The organism is Altererythrobacter xiamenensis (genome assembly GCF_900177715.1).
Lineage (GTDB): Bacteria > Pseudomonadota > Alphaproteobacteria > Sphingomonadales > Sphingomonadaceae > Erythrobacter > Erythrobacter xiamenensis.
Genome location: NZ_FXWG01000004.1, coordinates 38010 through 56855 on the forward strand (window position 1 = coordinate 38010; position 18846 = coordinate 56855).

Sequence of the window (18846 nt, forward strand, 5' to 3'; positions counted from 1 at the left end):
CGGTCGGGAGAGGAGAGAATCGCCATGGCTACAGCCGCCGACCTCACGGTCAAACCCGCCGAGATCGACCCGATCGACGTGACCCGCGCAGAGCTCTATACCGAGGACAGGTGGCAGGAACCCTTCCGTCAGCTACGCCGGCACGCGCCGATCCAGTGGGTGCCGGAAAGCAAGTACGGCGCGTATTGGTCGGTTTCTTCGCACAAGCCGATCCAGCATATCGAGGCGCTGCCCAAGCTGTTCTCCTCCGACTGGCGCTATGGCGGAATCACCCTCGCTGCGGAAAGCGACACGCTGCTCCCCAACGAGATCCGCCAGCCGATGTTCATCGCGATGGACCCGCCCGAACACACCGCACAGCGCCGCACCGTGGCGCCGAGCTTCGGACCTGGCGAAGTCGCCGCAATGAAGGAGGAATGCCGCGAGCGGACCGCCGAAGTCCTCGACGCGCTTCCGATCGGCAAGGCTTTCGACTGGGTGCAGCGCGTCTCGATCGAACTGACCACCGGCCAGCTCGCCAAGCTGTTCGGCTTCCCCTGGGAGGAGCGCCACAAGCTGACGGAATGGTCCGACTATGGCGGCGACATCACCATGTTCCGCGATGCCGATGCGCTGGCCGCGCGCAATGCCAAGATGCAGGAGATGGGCATGGCCTTCGCCGCGCTCTGGCAGGAACGGATGGCCAATCAAGGTGCTGCCGGAGGCAAGGACCTGATCTCGGTCATGATCCAGTCCGACGCGATGAACCACATGAGCGAGGAAGAGTTCATCGGCAATCTCATCCTGCTGATCGTGGGCGGCAATGACACGACGCGCAATTCGATGTCGGGCTATGCCTATGGCCTCAACCAGTTTCCCGAAGAGCGCGAGAAGCTGGAGCAGGACCCGGACCTCATCCCCAATGCCGTGCAGGAGATCATCCGCTGGCAGACGCCGCTCGCTCACATGCGCCGCGTCTTGACCGAGGACACCGACATGTTCGGTCATGACATGAAGAAGGGTGACCGCGTTGCGCTCTGGTATATCTCGGCCAATCGTGACGAGGAGGTGTTCGACGATCCGGACGCGATCCGCGTCGACCGAGAGAACGCCCGCCGCCACCTATCCTTCGGCTACGGCATCCACCGCTGCGTCGGCGCGCGCGTCGCCGAACTGCAGCTGATCACGCTGTTCGAGGAAATGGCGAAGCGCCGCTTGCGGGTGAACGTGCTGAGCGAGCCCGAGCGGGTCCCGGCCTGTTTCGTCCACGGCTACAAGTCGATGCAGGTCGAGCTTTCGACCTATTGAGGGTGCCGGGTTTTACTCCCATTCGATCGTACCGGGTGGCTTAGACGTATAGTCATAGACCACGCGGTTTATCCCCTGCACCTCGTTGACGATGCGCGTGGCGCACTGCGTCAGAAAGCCCGCGTCGAAGGGATAGACGTCTGCCGTCATCCCGTCGGTGCTGGTGACAGCGCGAAGGCCGCAAACGCTGTCATAGGTGCGATGGTCGCCCATGACGCCAACCGTCTTCACCGGTAGCAACACGGCGAACGCCTGCCAGATCGCATCGTAGAGCCCCGCCTTGCGGATCTCGTCGAGATAGATCGCGTCCGCCTTGCGCAGGATATCGCAGCGTTCCTTGGTAACCTCGCCCGGAATGCGGATGGCGAGGCCCGGCCCCGGGAAGGGGTGGCGACCGACGAACTGGTCGTTGAGGCCGAGCTCGCGGCCGAGCTCGCGCACCTCGTCCTTGAACAGCTCGCGCAGCGGTTCGACAAGCTTCATGTTCATGCGTTCAGGCAGGCCGCCGACATTGTGGTGGCTCTTGATCGTGACGCTTGGCCCCCCGGTGAAGGAAACAGATTCGATCACATCGGGATAGAGCGTACCCTGCGCGAGGAAATCCGCGCCGCCCAGTTTGTTCGCCTCTTCCTCGAACACCGCGATGAACTCGGCCCCGATGAACTTGCGCTTCTTCTCTGGGTCCGCGACGCCATCGAGGCCCGCCATGAAGCGGTCTTCTGCGTCCACCACCACCAGCGGGATGTTGTAGTGATCGCGGAACAGCGTCTCGACCTGTTCGCGTTCGTTGAGGCGCAGCAAGCCGTGATCGACGAAGACGCAGGTCAGCTGGTCGCCGATCGCCTCGTGGATGAGGATCGCCGCGACCGAGCTATCGACTCCGCCCGACAGCCCGCAGATCACGCGGCCTTCGCCAACCTGCTCGCGGATCTCGCGCACTTTCGTGTCGCGATAGGCAGCCATGGTCCAGTCGCCCGCCAGCCCGCAGACGTTGTGCACGAAATTGGCGAGCAGCTTGCCGCCATCGGGCGTGTGGACGACTTCCGGGTGAAACTGTGTGCCGTAGAACTTGCGCTCTTCATCGGCGATGACGGCAAAAGGTGCACCGTCCGAAATTGCGACGATCTCGAAGCCGGGGGCAAAGCGCGTGACCGTGTCCCCGTGGCTCATCCACACCTGGTGGCGTTCGCCTTCGTTCCACAGGCCCTCGAACAGCGCGCAGGACTTGGTCACGGTGAGGTAGGCGCGGCCGAATTCTCCGCCATCGCCCACTTCGTGCCCCGGCCGGACTTCGCCGCCAAGCTGGTGGCTCATGACCTGCTGGCCGTAACAGATGCCGAGGATCGGCACGCCTGCTTCGAACAGCATTTCCGGGGCGCGCGGGCTTCCCTCTTCGGGCACGCCGGCGGGCGATCCCGACAGGATGATGCCCTTGGGCTTGAGGCGATGAAACGCCTCTTCCGCCTGGGTGAAAGGCGCGATTTCGGAATAGACGCCCGCTTCGCGCACGCGGCGCGCGATCAGCTGGGTCACCTGGCTGCCGAAATCGACGATAAGGATGGAATCGGGGAGATGTGCGTCGTCCATTTGCGCCGATTAGTGGGGTGGTGGGTGCCTTGCAAGGCGGGCCCGCTGCGGTTTTCCCGGGCATCGCCCGGCGTTCGACAATTCGCCCCAAGGTTACTTGCAAAATACGCAACAACTTTACGCATTATCTCATTTGAGTTTCGTGCAATCGAACCTTAGTTCGCCCTCACAGCCTGAAGACGAGGTTTCCTCTCCCACCTCGCCGGGCTTGCAGGAGAAGTGAGATGCGCTTTGCAGTTCACGCTCTGGCCTTCCTTGCCGCGACCGCGATGAGCGGTCTGACTCTCGGGCACACCCTCGCCTGAGGCGAAGCGACAAGGCGCATAGGCAGCGAAAGAGACGCGGCCGCCAAAAATCAGTCCTCCCCCCCATGGCGGCTGCGTCTCGATCGCAAACATCGCAGATCGCGTGAATCCCCGCACTTTCAGAATCGCGCAGTCCGCCGAAGCGGCGTATTACGGATCAATCCCTATCGCCGCGAAAGGCGAAAGTTCGCACCCCTGGGCGATATTGCAGTTGCTGGTCCCAGCCGCTTTGTCGAGCGGCAGTGCCCATCGGTCGCAAATTGCCCGGAGTTCCCCTTAGCTTCAGGCCGAACAGGCGCGGCGACCTGCAGTCCTCTCTCCAACGGAAAAAGGTGGTCGCGCCTAATGCGCCCTTGATCGAGCAGGTCAGAACGATTCGGCGCTCGCCGTCAGCCTTTCCCGCAACTCGGTCTTGAGCAGTTTGCCGATATGGCTGCGCGGCATTTCGTCGATGGTATAAAGCGCGGCGAGCCGCTGGGTCTTGCCGAGACGCGCATTCACGCTGGCCATCACTGCCTCGGCATCGCCATCCGACCCCTTCGCGAAGGTGACGAAGCCGACCGGCGTTTCACCCCACCGCTTTGACGGCATTCCGATTACCGCCGCTTCAAGCACGCCTTCTTCCTTGAGCAGCTCGTTTTCCAGATCGACCGGATAGATGTTGAAGCCGCCCGAAATGATCATGTCTTTCGAGCGTCCGACCAGTTCGACGAAACCGTCCGCATCGACCCGCCCGATATCGCCCATGCGCTGCCACACGAGGCCAGTTTCGGGGTCGGTCCAGTAACCCTCGCGGGTCTTGCCCGGCTGGTTCTTGTATCCGCTCATCATGGTCTGCGAGAGCCCGATCAGATTACCCGCCTCGCCCGGAGCGACAGGCTTGTCCTCGTCGTCGAGCACCTTGAGCTCGCTCCCCGGAGCAGGGCGGCCGACCGTGTGCAGCTTGTCGGGAAACTCGTGGCAGGCGAGGAGGCAAACGACCCCGCCCTCTGTCATCGAATAGATCTCGATCAGCCCGCCCGGCATGCGGCGCAGCACTTCTGCCTTGAGCTCGGCGGAAAACGGCGCGGAGGTGCAGTATTTGAGCGTCAGCGACGACAGGTCGTAATCGTCGAACCCTTCGAAATCCATCAAGCGCTGGTATTGCACCGGCACCAGCATGGTGACGGTGACCTTATGGTCCTGCGCAGTCTGCAGCCAGCGTGCACAATCGAACTTGCCCATCACGTTGACCGTGCCGCCCGCCAGCAGCGGGGGAAGGAAAGCGACCATGGTAGTGTTCGAATAGAGCGGCGTAGAGGCGAGCGAGCGGACTTCGAGGCCGCTTGCGAGATAACTCGTTGCGGTCGAGCCGAACTGCCGCCAGCGCATCAGGTGCGAATGGACGATGCCCTTGGGGATGCCGGTGGTGCCGGATGAATAGATGATGTTGAACGGGTCTTTCTCGCCCGGCTCGATCGCAGGTGCATTGGTGCCTTCCGGCGCCATCCAGCCGTCGAGATCCTCCAGCGCGATATGGTCGAGATCGGGCATGAAGTCCTCGCCCAGCTCGGCGCTCTTGCCGGCGTCGATGAACAGGTGCCGCGCGCCCGAGTCTCCCGCCATCCCTATCAGCTGATCCTTCGAAGCGCTGGTTGTGAGCGGCGCAGCCACGCCGCCCGCCCGAACCGCGGCGAGGAAGACCAGCGCGTAATTGATGCAGCTGGTGCCGAGGATCGCGACAGATTGCCCGCGCTCAAGCCCGGTTTCGAGCAGCCGCGCCGCAATCCGCTCGACGCGGTCGCCCAGCTCGCCCCAGGTGATCTCGCCATTCTCGTCCCGCAAGGCAGGCTTGTCCGGCTGGCATTCGGCCCAACCGGCCAACACTTGTGAAAAATTGCCGAAGTCGGCCTGCAATGTCTGGAGCATGTCGGTGTTTGTCATGGGCGGCACACTAGCCGCCGCGCATCGCCCGACAAGTATCAAATCAATAGCGGCGATATTCGATGGGGCCGGCACCCGCCGCCCTCACTCCGGGCTGGCGTAAGCCTTGATCAGGTCGAACAGGAAGTCGCGCCCGACATAGAGCGAGCGGGCGCTGATGCGCTCGTTGAGACCATGAACGCCATTGCCATCGGGATCGCCCCAAGCACCCGGGACGCCATAGGCCGGAATGCCCGTCGCGGTGAGGAAGGTCGAATCGGTATAACCGTTCGACATGACCGGCACGAGCGGAACGCCCGGGAAGTAACGCTCGACCAGTTCGCGCGCGGGCCCGAGTACACGCTCGTCCATCGGCGGGGGCGGCGGTGCCGGACGACGCGGCTCGAGGATGGTGATCGAAAGCGCCTCATCATCGACGATCCGCGCCAGTTCCTCGCCGACCTCTTCGATCGTGTTGCCGGGGAAGATGCGGCAATTCACATTCGCCTGCGCCCGCTGGGCCAGAGCATTGCGGGCGTGTCCTGCCTCCAGCATGGTCGCGACGCAGGTCGTTCGCAGGTTCGAGTGGAGGAACGGGTCGGTATTGACCACGGCTTCGGCTTCCGCATTCGTCGGGTCGTTGGCAAGCGCGACCATCGCGTCGCCGATCGCGTCGCCGCGCCCCTCGCCCGCGACCCGGAAATAAGTCCGCGTCGTATCGTTGAACTCGAGCGGGAAGCGATGTTCGCCGATCTTCACGAGCGCCTGGGCCAGCTGGGTGATCGCATTGTCGGGCCGGGGCACCGAGCTGTGTCCGCCGGGGTTGGTGAACTCGAGCACGTAATTGGCGAAGATCTTCTCGCCGACCTGGATCGCCTGTTCGACGACCTTGCCGTCCTCGTCTGCGGTACCGCCGCCGCCCTCGTTGATCGCGAACTCGGCATCGATCAGTTCGCGGCGGTTATCGACCAGCCATTCGACCCCGTTGAAGGCGCCATTGGTTTCCTCGCCGCAGGTGAGCGCGATCTTGACCGTGCGCTGCGGGCGATAGCCGGTTTTCTGGAAGCGGATGAGCGTGTCGACCAGCACTGCCGCCATCGCCTTGTCGTCGGCGACGCCGCGGCCATAGAGATAGCCCTCTTCCTCGTAGAGCGTGAAGGGATCGCGCTCCCAATCTTCGCGCTTGGCCTCGACCACGTCGATATGCGCGATGGCGAGCAAGGGTTTCAATGTCTCGGAAGTGCCGGGATAAACTGCGACCATCCCACCCTCGCGCGGAGCATCCTCGGTCGCAAAAAGGGTCAGGTTTTCCTCCGGCAATCCGGCGGCGCGCAGGCGGTCGACCATGCGTTCGGCGGCGAGAGTGCAGCTTCCGTTGCTCAGCGTCGTGTCGGTTTCGACCAGCTCTTCGAACAGGTCGCGGAACTCTGACTGGTCCGCCGTCAGCGCAGCTTCCTGCGCGGCACTGGCGGAACCTGCCAGCAGGCTGGCTCCCAATGTCGCCAAGACGCGGTATTTCATGCTCTTCCCCCCACTGCCCGACGCTGCATCCTAGCGCATTTGCCTGTGGATGAAAGACGCCCTTGCACCTTTCGATTTCGGCCCCCCGTGCCTATATAATCGGCATGAACGAGAACACTCCAGAAACGCCCGAAAACGGCGCGAATTCCAGCAAGCGAAATGGCGAGTACGGTGCCGATTCCATCAAGGTGCTCAAGGGCCTCGATGCGGTGCGCAAACGCCCGGGCATGTATATCGGCGACACCGATGACGGATCGGGCCTCCACCACATGGTGTTCGAGGTTTCGGACAATGCCATCGACGAAGCGCTGGCGGGCCATTGCGACCTCGTTCTGATCGAGCTGAACCCGGACGGCAGCGTCTCGGTCGAGGACAATGGCCGCGGCATCCCGGTCGACATGCACAAGGAAGAAGGCGTGTCGGCGGCAGAGGTCATCATGACCCAGCTGCACGCCGGCGGTAAGTTCGAGAACACGTCGGACGACAACGCCTACAAGGTGTCGGGCGGCCTCCACGGCGTGGGCGTCTCGGTCGTGAACGCGCTCAGCGAATGGCTCGAACTGGTCATCTGGCGCAATGGCAAGGAGCACTGGATGCGCTTCGAGCACGGCGATGCCGTGAACAGCCTCGAAGAGCGCGGCGACGCACCGCCGGTCGACAGCAATGGCGACGAGAACGGCCTGAAGAAGGGCACCCGCGTCACCTTCAAGGCCTCGACGGACACCTTCAAGAACGTCACCGAGTTCGATTTCGACAAGCTCGAACATCGCTACCGCGAGCTGGCTTTCCTCAATTCGGGCGTGCGCATCCTGCTGCGTGACAAGCGCCACGAGGAAGTGCTCGAGCACGACCTGTTCTACGAGGGCGGCATCGCGGCCTTCGTCAAATGGCTCGACCGCAACAAGCAGGCGCTGATCAGCGAACCCATCGCGGTTTCGGCGGAGAAGGACGGCATCGGCATCGACGTCGCGCTGCAGTGGAACGACAGCTATTACGAAAACGTCCTCACCTTCACCAACAACATCCCGCAGCGCGACGGCGGCACCCACCTTGCCGCATTCCGCACCGCGCTGACCCGCACGCTCAACAATTATGCGAGCGCGTCGGGCATGCTGAAGAAGGAGAAGGTGAGCCTGTCGGGCGAGGACATGCGCGAGGGCCTGACCGCCATCGTTTCGGTCAAGCTGCCCGATCCCAAGTTCTCCAGCCAGACCAAGGACAAGCTGGTCTCCTCCGAGGTTCGCCAGCCGCTGGAATCGCTCATGGGCGAGAAGATGACCGAATGGCTGGAAGAAAATCCGGCCGATGCGAAGGCCATCATCCAGAAGATCATCGACGCCGCCGCTGCGCGTGAAGCCGCTCGCCGCGCCCGTGAGATGAGCCGCAAGGGCGCGATGAGCGTCGCCTCGCTGCCGGGCAAGCTCGCCGATTGCCAGGAACGCGACGCGACCAAGGCCGAACTGTTCCTGGTCGAGGGCGATTCGGCAGGCGGCTCTGCCAAACAGGGCCGCGACCGCAAGACGCAGGCGATCCTGCCGCTCAAGGGCAAGATCCTCAATGTCGAGCGTGCGCGTTTCGACCGGATCATCGGCTCGAAGGAAGTCGGTACGCTGATCCAGGCGATGGGCACCGGTATTCGCGACGAATTCGATCTCGAAAAGCTGCGCTATCACAAGATCGTGATCATGACCGACGCCGACGTCGACGGCGCGCATATCCGCACGCTTCTGCTCACCTTCTTCCACCGCCAGATGCCCGAGATCGTCAAGGCCGGGCACCTCTTCATCGCGCAGCCGCCGCTTTACAAGGTGACCAAGGGCCGCAGCGAGGTGTACCTGAAGGACGATGCGGCGCTCGACCGCTATCTTGTCGATGGCGGTTTGCAGGGTCGTATCCTCGAAACCGCCGACGGCCCGCGCACGGGTGCCGACCTGCGCGCGCTGGTCGATCACTCCCTGCGCTTCCGCAATCTGCTGGCCTTCGTGCCGCGCCGCTACAATTCCGCGATTATCGAACAGATGGCGCTGTCGGGCGCGCTCGACCCTTCGCTCGACGATTCGACGCGCCTGCAGGCGCTCGAACTGGCGGCACAGCGCATGGCCATGGGCGACACCGAAGCGGAATGGAGCGCGTCGATCCGCGACGACGGAACCGTCCTGTTCAAGCGCATATGGCGCGGCGTAACCGACGCCCACGAGATCGAGGCGCGTTTCCTCACCAGCACCGAAGCGCACAAGCTGCACGGCCTCGCAGGCCAGCAGGCCGAAGCCTATGTCCAGCCCGCCCATCTGGTGAAGGGAACAGTCGAGGACGCCGAGGCGGTACCCGAAGACGACGTCGAACTCGACGATACCCCGGTTGCACAGGGTGGAGATGCGATCACGCGCCCGACCGAACTGCTCGAGGCGGTTCTCGCGGCAGGCCGCAAGGGCATGTCCGTCTCGCGCTACAAGGGACTGGGCGAAATGAACGCGGAACAGCTGTGGGAGACCACGCTCGATCCCGAAGCTCGCGTCTTGCTGCAGGTGAAGGTCGAGGATGCAGACGTCACCGACGAGATCTTCACCCGCCTGATGGGCGACGTGGTCGAACCGCGCCGCGAGTTCATCCAGGACAATGCTCTCAACGTCGCGAACCTAGACGTGTGATCCAGGCGCTTGCCACCGGCTGCATCCTGATTGCCGCCGGCTGGCTCGCTTTCGCTGCGGGCGTAATGGCATTCGCTCCCGCACGGGCGCAGCGCGCGCTGGCAGCCATGGCCAGCACTCCCACGATCCACTTCGGCGAACATATCGTCCGGGCTCTGGTCGGGGTCGCCATGGTCATCCGTGCCGATTACTCCAAGGCGCCGCTGTTCTTCGAATGGGGCGGCTGGTTTATTATCGCCAGCTCGATCCTCATCATGCTGGCACCGCGCCGCTGGCATCACAACTATGCGCAATGGTGGGCGGAGCGCATTCCGCCGATCGCATATCGCCTGCTGGCACTGCCGACGCTGTTTTTCGCCGGCTGGTTCGCCTATGCCAGTCTTTGAGACCAGTTACGTGACGGGCAAGGAGCGTTGATGGACAATCCCGGTGACGAAGGCAGCGCAATCAACCGTGGCGGGTTCTACCTGTTCCTCGCCGCGATCACCCTTGCAATGGCTTATGTCGTGTGGCCGTTTGCCGCGCCGCTGCTTTGGGCCGCGCTGGCAGCGATCATGTTCCAGCCGCTCTATCAGTGGATCTATGCGCGCAGCAACGACAGCCCCAACCGGTCCGCCGTCGCCGCTCTCCTGATCATCACCTTCGCGGTGCTCATTCCGAGCTTCATCATTGGCGGGCTGATCGTGGACGAGGCGGCCAATGTCGTCATTGCCTTCCAGGAAGGGCGCATCGACATCGCCGCTTTGGTGGACGATGTGATCAACGCGCTGCCCAGCAATATCCAGCAGTGGCTCGACGATTCGGGCTGGGGCGACATGAGCGAAATGCAGGCAAGCGCGCAGCAGTTCATCGGCGAGAGTGCAGGGCTGATCGCGCAACAGGCGATCTCGATCGGCGGCGGCGTATTCGGCTTCGTGCTGAGCTTCGCCACCGGGCTCTATGTCACCTACTTCCTGCTGCGCGACGGCAAGGCCATTTCCGCACGCATCATGCATGACCTTCCGCTCGAAAACACCATCGTGAGAGAGCTCGCCGATCGCTTCATCGGCATTGTGCGCGCGACGATAAAGGGATCGGTGGTGGTCGGCATCGTACAGGGCACTCTGGGCGCGATCACGTTCTGGATCGTGGGCATGCCATCCGTCGTACTGTTCGGCATGGTCATGGCGATTGCCTCGCTGCTACCCGCAGTCGGCTCGGGCCTCGTGTGGGTTCCAGCCGCCATTTACCTGCTCGCGACCGGATCGATCTGGGAGGGGCTGTTTGTGGTTTTCTCCGGCGTGGTCATCATTGGCATGGCCGACAATATCCTGCGCCCGATACTGGTTGGACGCGACACCGGTATTCCCGACTGGATAATCCTGATCACCACGCTCGGCGGGATTGCGACACTGGGCCTTTCGGGCGTCGTGCTCGGTCCGCTGGTCGCGGGCCTGTTCCTCGCCGGATGGTCGATCATCCAGGATTTCCGCGAGCCAGTCCCCGTAGAGACTCCTGACGAGGTGAAGGACGCAGAAGCTATTCTCCAGGCAGCACCCGAATGATCCAGCCGGTCGCCCCCGGTTCTCCCGCCGAACAGCTCGGTCGGCTGTTCCTGGCAGGCGTGCTGGTGGTGTTCCTGCCGCAGCTGCCGCTCGGCAATTTTCTGGTCTATCCCTTCACCATCCTCACCACCTGGTTCCACGAGATGGGTCATGGACTTACCGCCATGCTGCTCGGCAATGACTTTCACCGGCTGGTTATCTTCCCCTCCGGCTCAGGCTATGCCGAAACGCTCTATCCCGGCGGCGAGCCCGGCGGGCTGACCCGCGCGCTGGTCGCAGCCGGCGGCCCGCTCGGCCCGGTGGTGATCGGCGCTGCGCTGATTCTCGCCTCCAGCCGGGAGAAATGGTGGAAGCCCGCGCTGTTCGCGCTCGCCGGCATCCTCGTGCTCTCGGCCCTCATCTGGGTTCGCAGCGCAGTCGGGCTTACCGTTCTGCCGCTCGTCGCGGCGGCTCTCGGCTGGATCGCCATCAAGGGCCCGCCCTGGCTCGACCGCTTCTCGCTCCAGTTCCTCGGCGTGCTTGCCGCGATGAGCATGCTGCGCGACTGGGATTACCTCTTTTCCTGCCGTGCTGTGATCGGCGGCCAGTTCATGCTGTCCGATACCTGCGCCATGGAGGAAGCGCTGGCACTGCCCTATTGGGTCTGGGCGGTGCTGATCATCGCCGCCTCGGCCGCGATCATCGGGCTGAGCCTGAAGTACGCGCTCGCCCAGCCAGCGGGGCGCGCCTCTCGCCTGCGTCGATAGTGCGTTGACCGGCGCTGACTTGCGCTTGCCATAAATGCGCGCCATCTGCGGAGCCATGAAGAAGCTTCTCCCAGCGCTTGCCGCGCTCTCCCTCTCCGCCTGTGTCAGCGTTCCCCAAAACCTGCCGGTTGTATCGTCAGTTCCCGATACTCAAGCGCCAGTGACCTTGCGCGTGATCGGCCTCAATGACTTCCACGGCAATCTCGAACCGATCCGCCGCCCGATCACGGTGATGGGCAATGACGGCGAACGGACCGAGCTCTACGCTGCCGGGGCCGCGCATCTCGCCACCGCCGTCGCGGAAACGCGCGCGCAGGACGAGCATTCGCTGGTCATCGCGGCAGGCGATCTTATCGGCGGTAGCCCGCTGATCTCTTCCTACTTTCTCGACGAGCCCGCGATTGGCGCGATGAATCGCATCGGGCTCGATTTCAACGCGGTGGGCAACCATGAATTCGACCGCGGATGGCAGGAATTGAAGCGCATCCAGGAGGGCGGCTGCGAGCAGTTCACGCTACGCAAGCCCTGCGCGGTCGAGCCGGAATATGGTGGTGCCGATTTCCAGTTCCTCGCCGCCAACGTCATCATGCCCGACGGCACGACGCTGTTCCCGGCTTACGGCATCCGCGAGTATGACGGGGTCAAGGTAGGGGTGATCGGGCTGACGCTGAAAGAGACCCCCACGCTCGTCACCCCGAGCGGCGTCGAGGGGCTCGACTTCACCCCCGAAGCACAGGCGATCAATGCCTCGGTCGAGGCACTGGCCGCGCAAGGCATCGAGGCGATCGTCGTCTCGATCCACCAGGGACTCTACACAGAGGTCGGCTATAACGACAAAAGCTGCGGCGGCGTATCCGGCCCGCTGATCGACATTCTGAAAGGCGTCGACCCGCGCGTCGATCTCGTCATTTCGGGGCACACCCATCGCTCCTATGTCTGCGACTTCACCGACATCGATACCGATCGTCGTTTCTGGGTGACGAGCGCCGGCTATGGCAGCTCGCTGTTCACCGATATCGCGCTCGAGCTCGATCCCGCGACCGGTGATGCGCGCGTGCTGAGCGCCGACAACAAGGTGGTGCAGAGCGTCGGCACGACGCGCGATGGCGAAACCGCTTCGCCCGATCCGGGTTTTCGCCAATATGCTGCCGATCCGGACGTCGCCGCCTATGTCGCGCGCTATGCCGATGCCTCGCGCGCCGCCGCCGATCGCCCGGTCGGACGCGTCACCGGCGACCCGCGCGATCCCGGCCCCGCAACCGAGGAAACCCCGCTCGGCAATGCCATCGCCGATGCGCAACTCCTCGCCACGCAGGAGGCAGGCGCACAGATCGCTTTCATGAACAATTCGGGCGTTCGCACCGCGCTGGCCCCGGCAGACGATGGCACGATCACCTTTGGCCAGATCTACGCGGTCCAGCCCTTCGGCAACACGCTGGTGACGCGTAGCTACACCGGCGAGCAGCTGATCGCACTGCTCGAACAGCAGTTCGACGATGAAGGCTTCGTCCAGACCTTCAGCGTGTCGGAAGGCTTTGCCATGACATACGACATGAGAAGGCCGGCTGGTGACCGCCTGGTCAGCGCGACGCTCAACGGCGAACCGATCGATCGGCAAGCGACCTATCGCGTGACGATGAACAGCTTCCTTGCGGCAGGCGGTGACAGCTTCACCGTCTTCGAAGACGGCACCGATACGACCGTGGGCGGGCTCGATCTCGATGCGCTGGAATTGTGGCTGGCGCAGGAAGAAGTGCGCACCCTGCCGCCCGAAGGCCGCGTGACCGACGCAACGCCGGAATAGGCGATTACCGGATTACGCGCAGGCCGTTGGACTGTCCGGCTTCGACATTCTTCCCACTGAGTCCAGCGAACAGGACATCGAGGATCGCGGCCAGTTTCTCTTCCGTCAGACGGTGGGCGATCATCATGAGCACGTTCGGCGAGGTGTAGGCGATCATCATCTGGTTGATCAGCGTCAGCGCACGGTCGATCGCGAGCCCTTCGAAATATCCCTCGGCCTGCGCCTGAGCGATCAGTTCGGTGAGATAGTGGTCGGCAAGATCGATGAACCCCCTGACCTGTTCGAAATTGTCGCTCCCCAGTTCGCAGTAGAGCGCAAACAGCGCGGGATCTTCTTCGAAGCGTTCGCGCTCACGCACATAGCGGCGGGCGAAGAATTCGTAGAACTTGCGCTGGATCGGCAGATCGGAAGCGACGACCTCTTCCATGACCCTGATGTCGTGCGCGTACCATTCCTCTACGATCGCTTCGAACAGATCGGTTTCTTCGGGAAAAATGGTTTCGATCCGCGAGCGCGAGATGCGGCTTTCGGCCGCGAGATCGCTGCGCGTAACGCCTGAACCGCGCTTCTCGATCAGTTCCATCGCCAGCTGCACCAGTTCGGCGCGCTTTGCTCTGGCTTCTTCCGCAGTCACGCAAACCTCCCTCAAGATCGAACCGCAGCGATTCCTGCCCTGTCCCGCAATCTAGGGACGCACGGCACTGGGTTAAAGCCCGGGATTGTTCACCTGAAGACGTTTATCGACGAAAGCGGCCGCGTCCTCGTGTCGTTCAGCCCTTCGGCGGCATGGGAATGAAGGCCGAGGTACGCCGCTTGTAGTCCGCGTATTTGTCGCCTTTCGACTTATCCATGCCCTTCTCCAGCAGCGCTACGCCCGACCATTTGGTGAGCGTGAAGCTGAGGAACAGCGGACCGATCACCGTTGCTGCCGCAACCCACCAACCGGCAGAGGCCGCCGCGATCCAGATGCCCCACCAGGCCATGAAGTCGCCGAAATAATTGGGGTGCCGCGTGTATCGCCACAGGCCGGTGTCGAGCACCTTGCCCTCGTTCGCCGGATCGGCCTTGAACCGCGAAAGCTGCCAGTCGCCGACCCATTCGAAGAATATGCCGATCAGATAGACGCCAAGCCCGACCAGCGCGAGGCCGCTGATTGGCTCCGTGCCGCCTGCCTCCAGGATGCCATATTGCGCCGGGCTCGAAACCATGAACAGCAGCACGGCCTGCATCAACCAGACCTTGACCAGCGCTGCGAAGGCGAAATTGCCCTTCTCGCGGTCCTTCTTGAGGATCAGCTTGTAACGCTTGTCCTCGCCCTCGTGCCGCCAGCGCCGCAGCAGGTAGATGCCGAGCCTCAGGCCCCAGGCGACCGTCATCCCCATCAACAGCGTCGCGAGCGGTCCGCGCTCGGCCAGTTGCAGCCAGCTGACGAAGGCCATCAGCGCCATGCCCGCGCCCCAGAACGCATCGATGAAACTCACGTCGTCGATCCGCACCGAAATCACCCAGAGGATCAGCACGACCCCCAGCAGGATGACGGCATTGGTTGCGAGGGCCTCAATTATCATCGCGTATCTCCCCCTGTTGCGCGATCAGCCCCCGCGCCTGTGCTTCGAGCACCTTGAAACGTTCGTAATCCGGCAATTTCGAACGGAACCAGCCTGCCAGTTTGAGCAAATCCTCGCCATAATTGCCAGTCGGCCATAATGGCGGTCCGAAGCCCACGACATTGCGGTCATTGTCGGCATAGGCGGGCACGATCGGCACGCCTGCGGCCATCGCAATGCGGTAGAAGCCCGATTTCCACGTGCCGTCGCTGCCGCGGGTTCCCTCGACCGCGATGACCAGCGCCAGCTCATCTCGCCGTGCGAACTCTGCCGCCACCTGGTCGACGACATCGGTCGGCTTGGTCCGGTCGACCGAGATCCCGCCCATGTCGAACATGAAATTGCGCATGAAGCCCTGGAACAGCGTGTGCTTGCCCATGAAGTTGGGCTGCACGCCCTGTTCGTGGGTTGCGCCGGTAAAGAACACGAAGTCCCAATTGGAGGTGTGCGGCGCGCCCGCGATGACATATTTGGTCAGGTCGCGCGGCAGGTGCCCGTCGAGCTTCCAGCCCTTGCCGTGATAGATCGCGATGATGATCCGCCGCACGATCCGCGACAGGATGGAGCGCTTGCGATGCGCACCAGACGATTTATCGGACATGCCCTCTCCCTTGACGCTACGGCGTAGCAGCTACGCAGCGGAAAGCGAGAAGGTTTCAATCGTCACATCCTGAACACGCCGAATTGCGGACGTTCGGCGATCGGCGCTTCGAGGGTTGCGGCAAAGGCTAGGCCGAGCACATCGCGGGTCTGGACCGGGTCGATCACCCCGTCATCCCACAGCCGCGCGGTGGCGTAATAGGGATTGCCCTCATCCTCGTATTTCTGGCGGATCGGCGCCTTGAACGCTTCCGCCTCTTCCTCGGACCATTTGTCCGCATCGCGGTGAACCGTGGCGAGGACGGAGGCCGCCTGCTCGCCGCCCATCACGGAGATGCGCGCATTGGGCCAGGTGAAGAGGAAGCGCGGTTGATAGGCTCTACCGCACATGCCGTAATTGCCCGCGCCGAAGCTGCCGCCGATCACTACGGTGATCTTGGGCACGGTGGCGGTGGCGACGGCTGTCACCAGCTTCGCGCCATGCTTGGCGATGCCTTCCGCCTCATATTTACCGCCGACCATGAAGCCGGAGATGTTCTGGAGGAACAGCAGCGGGATACGGCGCTGGCAGGCGAGTTCGATGAAATGCGCGCCCTTTTGTGCGCTTTCGGAGAACAGCACGCCATTGTTGGCGAGGATCGCCACCGGCATGCCCCAGATATGCGCAAAGCCGCAGACCAGCGTGCTGCCGAAATGCTGCTTGAACTCGTGGAACTCGCTACCGTCGACCAGCCGCGCGATCACTTCGTGCACGTCATAGGGCGCGCGCACATCCTCGGGCACCAGCGCATAGAGATCGTCCGCGTCGAACTTGGGCGGGCGCGGTTCCTTCAGCTCGACATTCCTGGCCTCGGCAAAATTGTCGCCCAGATGGCTGACGATATCGCGAACGATGGTGAGCGCGTGCTCGTCATTCTCGGCAAGATGATCGACCACGCCCGACTTCTTGGCATGGAGGTCGCCGCCGCCCAGATCCTCAGCTGATATTTCCTCGCCCGTTGCCGCCTTCACCAGCGGTGGCCCGGCAAGGAAGATCGTGCCCTGATTGCGCACGATCACCGTCTCGTCGCTCATGGCGGGGACATACGCCCCGCCCGCGGTGCAGCTGCCCATGACGCAGGCGATCTGCGGGATCCCCTGGCTGCTCATATTGGCCTGGTTGAAGAAGATGCGGCCGAAATGGTCGCGGTCCGGAAAGACCTCCGCCTGGTGCGGCAGGTTCGCCCCGCCACTGTCGACGAGATAGATGCACGGCAGGCGGTTCTCCATCGCGATTTCCTGCGCGCGGAGGTGCTTCTTCACCGTCATCGGATAATAGGTGCCGCCCTTCACCGTGGCATCGTTGCATACGATCATGACCTGTCGGCCCGAAACGCGGCCGATCCCCGCGATCAGCCCCGCGCCGTTGATCGCGTCCTTGCCATACATGCCGTTGGCGGCGAGTTGGCCGATCTCCAGGAAGGGCGAACCCGGATCGAGCAGGCGCTCGACCCGCTCGCGCGGAAGCAGTTTGCCGCGCGACACATGGCGCTCGCGGCTGCCTTCCGAGCCGCCGAGTGCCGCCTCGGCGACAGCACTGCGCAAGTCTTCGGCAAGGCCCTTGTTATGCTCGAAACGCGCCTTCGCATCAGGCGCGTCGCGGTCGAGCGTGGAGGTGAGAACGGATGCGGTCACGATGTTTCTTTCGTTTGCTTCGTGTCGCCGTTCGCGGCGAACAGATAGCGGTAGACGCCGATCAGGTTGATAACGAGCAGGCCGATATTCTGCCAGCCGATGCCCTGTCCTTCGTCATTGAGGAAGCCCCAGGCGATCAGCGCGATCGAGCTCGTCACGAAAATGACGAAGCCCCAGCCGGTCGGCCGCGTGCCGAGGTTGAGCGACACGATCAGTGCCGCGATCAGCCCGGCTCCTGCGCCATACCATTGCAGGATGGTGAGGGTGGTTTCGCTCACCCCGCCGCCCCGATCAACTCACGGCCGATCAGCATTCGCCGGATCTCGTTGGTGCCCGCGCCGATGTCGAGCAGCTTGGCATCGCGCATGTAACGCTCGACCGGCCAGTCGAGCGTGTAGCCTGCGCCGCCCAATGCCTGCACGCTTTCGGCAGCGACCCTGAAGGCATTCTCCGAAGCCAGCAGGATCGCGCCCGCCGCGTCGAAGCGCGTCGTCTGGTCGTTGTCGCAGGCCTTCGCCACCGCGTAGGTGTAGGCGCGCGCCGATTGCAGCGCGACATACATGTCAGCGACCTTTGCCTGCATCAGCTGGAAACTGCCGATCGGCTTTCCGAACTGCTTGCGTTCGCGCAGATAGGGGATGACCGTGTCGAGGCAGGCCTGCATGATGCCAAGCTGAAGCCCGGCGAGCACGACGCGCTCGTAATCGAGCCCGCTCATGAGCACGCCGACGCCGCCGTTGACCGGCCCCATCACGCGGTTTTCGGGCACGAAGCAATCGTCGAACACCAGCTCTGCCGTGGGCGAGCCGCGCATGCCGACCTTCTCGATCTTCTGGCCGATCGAAAAGCCCTTATCTCCCTTCTCGATCAGGAAGGCGGTGATGCCGCGCGAACCGGCATTCCCGTCGGTCTTGGCATAGACCACCAGCGTATCGGCATAGGTCGCATTGGTGATCCAGAACTTGGTGCCGTTGAGGACATAGCCCTCGCCGCGCTCGTCCGAGACGGCTTCGGCCTTCAGCTTCATCGAGACGACGTCCGAACCGGCGCTGGCTTCGGACATGGCGAGGCTGCCGACATGCTCGCCCGAGATCAGCCCGGGGAGATATTTCGCCTTCTGCTCGTCATTCCCCCAGCGGCGGATCTGGTTGATGCACAGGTTCGAATGCGCACCATAGGATAGGCCGAGCGAGGCAGAGGCGCGGCTGACTTCCTCCACCGCGATCACATGTTCGATGTAGCCGAGGCCGAGGCCGCCATCTTCCTCGTCCACGGTAATGCCGTGCAGGCCAAGCTCGCCCATCTGCTTCCACAGCTCGTCCTGCGGGAAATAGTCTTCGCGGTCGATCTTCTCCGCCAGCGGGGCAATCTGCTCGTCGGCAAAGCGGCCGACGCTCTCGCGGATCATCTGAGCGCTTTCGCCGAGCTGGAAGTCGAAATCGGGGGTGGCACGCATAATCAGCCTCTATTCGGAAATTTTGTTACGCGCCGCCCATACCAGCGCTGGGACGCGGCGCAAATGGTGCAGCCGCCTCGGTTAAACGCGGTCAGGCACTTTGGTGTCCTTTCGACGGCGAATTCGGCCCTTCAATTGCGATTTGTCCTTTCGCCTCAATTCTGT

Annotated in this window: 15 protein-coding genes; 6 read left to right on the top strand and 9 right to left on the bottom strand. The window is 63.1% G+C overall.

From position 1 onward, the window contains the following. The first annotated feature begins 24 nt into the window (after window positions 1-24). The gene (locus CCE89_RS14855) at window positions 25-1287 is read left to right on the top strand and encodes a cytochrome P450 (RefSeq protein WP_086438886.1); all 1263 of its coding nucleotides are present in this window, start codon (window positions 25-27) and stop codon (window positions 1285-1287) included. Between the two features lie 12 nt (window positions 1288-1299). Here CCE89_RS14855 and guaA read toward each other — a convergent pair whose 3' ends face one another. The 3 genes from guaA to CCE89_RS14870 all read right to left on the bottom strand — a co-directional run bounded on the left by guaA (window position 1300) and on the right by CCE89_RS14870 (window position 6602). Then, on the bottom strand, window positions 1300-2874 hold the full coding sequence (guaA, locus tag CCE89_RS14860; protein ID WP_086438887.1) for a glutamine-hydrolyzing GMP synthase: 1575 nt from the start codon (window positions 2872-2874) through the stop codon (window positions 1300-1302). 671 nt (window positions 2875-3545) lie between these two features. Further along, on the bottom strand, window positions 3546-5102 hold the full coding sequence (locus CCE89_RS14865) for a class I adenylate-forming enzyme family protein (RefSeq protein ID WP_234990122.1): 1557 nt from the start codon (window positions 5100-5102) through the stop codon (window positions 3546-3548). 84 nt (window positions 5103-5186) lie between these two features. Next, window positions 5187-6602, bottom strand: coding sequence for a M20/M25/M40 family metallo-hydrolase (locus CCE89_RS14870; protein WP_086438888.1), 1416 nt, complete (start codon window positions 6600-6602; stop codon window positions 5187-5189). Between the two features lie 104 nt (window positions 6603-6706). Here CCE89_RS14870 and gyrB point away from each other — a divergent pair, with 104 nt between their 5' ends. The 5 genes from gyrB to CCE89_RS14895 are packed head-to-tail and all read left to right on the top strand — an operon-like array spanning window position 6707 to window position 13344. Beyond that, window positions 6707-9250, top strand: a complete 2544-nt coding sequence (gyrB, locus tag CCE89_RS14875) for a DNA topoisomerase (ATP-hydrolyzing) subunit B (protein WP_086438889.1) — start codon at window positions 6707-6709, stop codon at window positions 9248-9250. Beyond that, entirely contained in the window at window positions 9247-9636 is a 390-nt protein-coding gene (locus CCE89_RS14880) for a hypothetical protein (protein ID WP_086438890.1), read from the top strand. Before gyrB ends, CCE89_RS14880 begins: the two co-directional genes overlap by 4 nt. Before the next feature lie 30 nt (window positions 9637-9666). Beyond that, on the top strand, window positions 9667-10794 hold the full coding sequence (locus CCE89_RS14885; RefSeq protein ID WP_086438891.1) for an AI-2E family transporter: 1128 nt from the start codon (window positions 9667-9669) through the stop codon (window positions 10792-10794). After that, on the top strand, window positions 10791-11540 hold the full coding sequence (locus tag CCE89_RS14890) for a M50 family metallopeptidase (RefSeq protein WP_086438892.1): 750 nt from the start codon (window positions 10791-10793) through the stop codon (window positions 11538-11540). Before CCE89_RS14885 ends, CCE89_RS14890 begins: the two co-directional genes overlap by 4 nt. Before the next feature lie 55 nt (window positions 11541-11595). Then, the gene (locus tag CCE89_RS14895; protein WP_086438920.1) at window positions 11596-13344 is read left to right on the top strand and encodes a bifunctional metallophosphatase/5'-nucleotidase; all 1749 of its coding nucleotides are present in this window, start codon (window positions 11596-11598) and stop codon (window positions 13342-13344) included. Window positions 13345-13348: 4 nt separating this feature from the next. Here CCE89_RS14895 and CCE89_RS14900 read toward each other — a convergent pair whose 3' ends face one another. The 6 genes from CCE89_RS14900 to CCE89_RS14925 form a co-directional block, all read right to left on the bottom strand. Continuing rightward, window positions 13349-13978, bottom strand: coding sequence for a hypothetical protein (locus CCE89_RS14900; RefSeq protein ID WP_234990123.1), 630 nt, complete (start codon window positions 13976-13978; stop codon window positions 13349-13351). Between the two features lie 136 nt (window positions 13979-14114). Then, a complete protein-coding gene (locus CCE89_RS14905; RefSeq protein ID WP_327078651.1) occupies window positions 14115-14912 on the bottom strand; it encodes a DUF1295 domain-containing protein in 798 nt (265 codons plus the stop codon). Continuing rightward, complete coding sequence (locus CCE89_RS14910; RefSeq protein WP_086438893.1) at window positions 14902-15552, bottom strand: lysophospholipid acyltransferase family protein; 651 nt, start codon at window positions 15550-15552, stop codon at window positions 14902-14904. The genes CCE89_RS14905 and CCE89_RS14910 overlap by 11 nt, the downstream gene beginning before the upstream one ends. Before the next feature lie 62 nt (window positions 15553-15614). After that, on the bottom strand, window positions 15615-17225 hold the full coding sequence (locus CCE89_RS14915) for a carboxyl transferase domain-containing protein (protein ID WP_086438894.1): 1611 nt from the start codon (window positions 17223-17225) through the stop codon (window positions 15615-15617). Beyond that, window positions 17222-17503 (bottom strand): hypothetical protein, encoded by a 282-nt coding sequence (locus tag CCE89_RS14920; RefSeq protein ID WP_086438895.1) that lies wholly within the window; start codon window positions 17501-17503, stop codon window positions 17222-17224. The genes CCE89_RS14915 and CCE89_RS14920 overlap by 4 nt, the downstream gene beginning before the upstream one ends. Then, window positions 17500-18681 carry an isovaleryl-CoA dehydrogenase gene (locus CCE89_RS14925; protein ID WP_086438896.1) on the bottom strand — a complete coding sequence of 394 codons (1182 nt, stop codon included), beginning with the start codon at window positions 18679-18681 and terminating at the stop codon, window positions 17500-17502. The genes CCE89_RS14920 and CCE89_RS14925 overlap by 4 nt, the downstream gene beginning before the upstream one ends. Window positions 18682-18846 lie beyond the last annotated feature (165 nt).

Excerpts from the sequence above, each read along its gene's own strand:
- CCE89_RS14895 (WP_086438920.1), top strand. The coding sequence starts at position 11,596 with ATGAAGAAGCTTCTCCCAGCGCTTGCCGCGCTCTCCCTCTCCGCCTGT.
- gyrB (WP_086438889.1), top strand. The coding sequence starts at position 6,707 with ATGAACGAGAACACTCCAGAAACGCCCGAAAACGGCGCGAATTCCAGC.
- CCE89_RS14885 (WP_086438891.1), top strand. The coding sequence starts at position 9,667 with ATGGACAATCCCGGTGACGAAGGCAGCGCAATCAACCGTGGCGGGTTC.
- guaA (WP_086438887.1), bottom strand. The coding sequence starts at position 2,874 with ATGGACGACGCACATCTCCCCGATTCCATCCTTATCGTCGATTTCGGC.
- CCE89_RS14910 (WP_086438893.1), bottom strand. The coding sequence starts at position 15,552 with ATGTCCGATAAATCGTCTGGTGCGCATCGCAAGCGCTCCATCCTGTCG.
- CCE89_RS14855 (WP_086438886.1), top strand. The coding sequence starts at position 25 with ATGGCTACAGCCGCCGACCTCACGGTCAAACCCGCCGAGATCGACCCG.
- CCE89_RS14865 (WP_234990122.1), bottom strand. The coding sequence starts at position 5,102 with ATGACAAACACCGACATGCTCCAGACATTGCAGGCCGACTTCGGCAAT.
- CCE89_RS14925 (WP_086438896.1), bottom strand. The coding sequence starts at position 18,681 with ATGCGTGCCACCCCCGATTTCGACTTCCAGCTCGGCGAAAGCGCTCAG.
- CCE89_RS14890 (WP_086438892.1), top strand. The coding sequence starts at position 10,791 with ATGATCCAGCCGGTCGCCCCCGGTTCTCCCGCCGAACAGCTCGGTCGG.
- CCE89_RS14905 (WP_327078651.1), bottom strand. The coding sequence starts at position 14,912 with ATGATAATTGAGGCCCTCGCAACCAATGCCGTCATCCTGCTGGGGGTC.
- CCE89_RS14870 (WP_086438888.1), bottom strand. The coding sequence starts at position 6,602 with ATGAAATACCGCGTCTTGGCGACATTGGGAGCCAGCCTGCTGGCAGGT.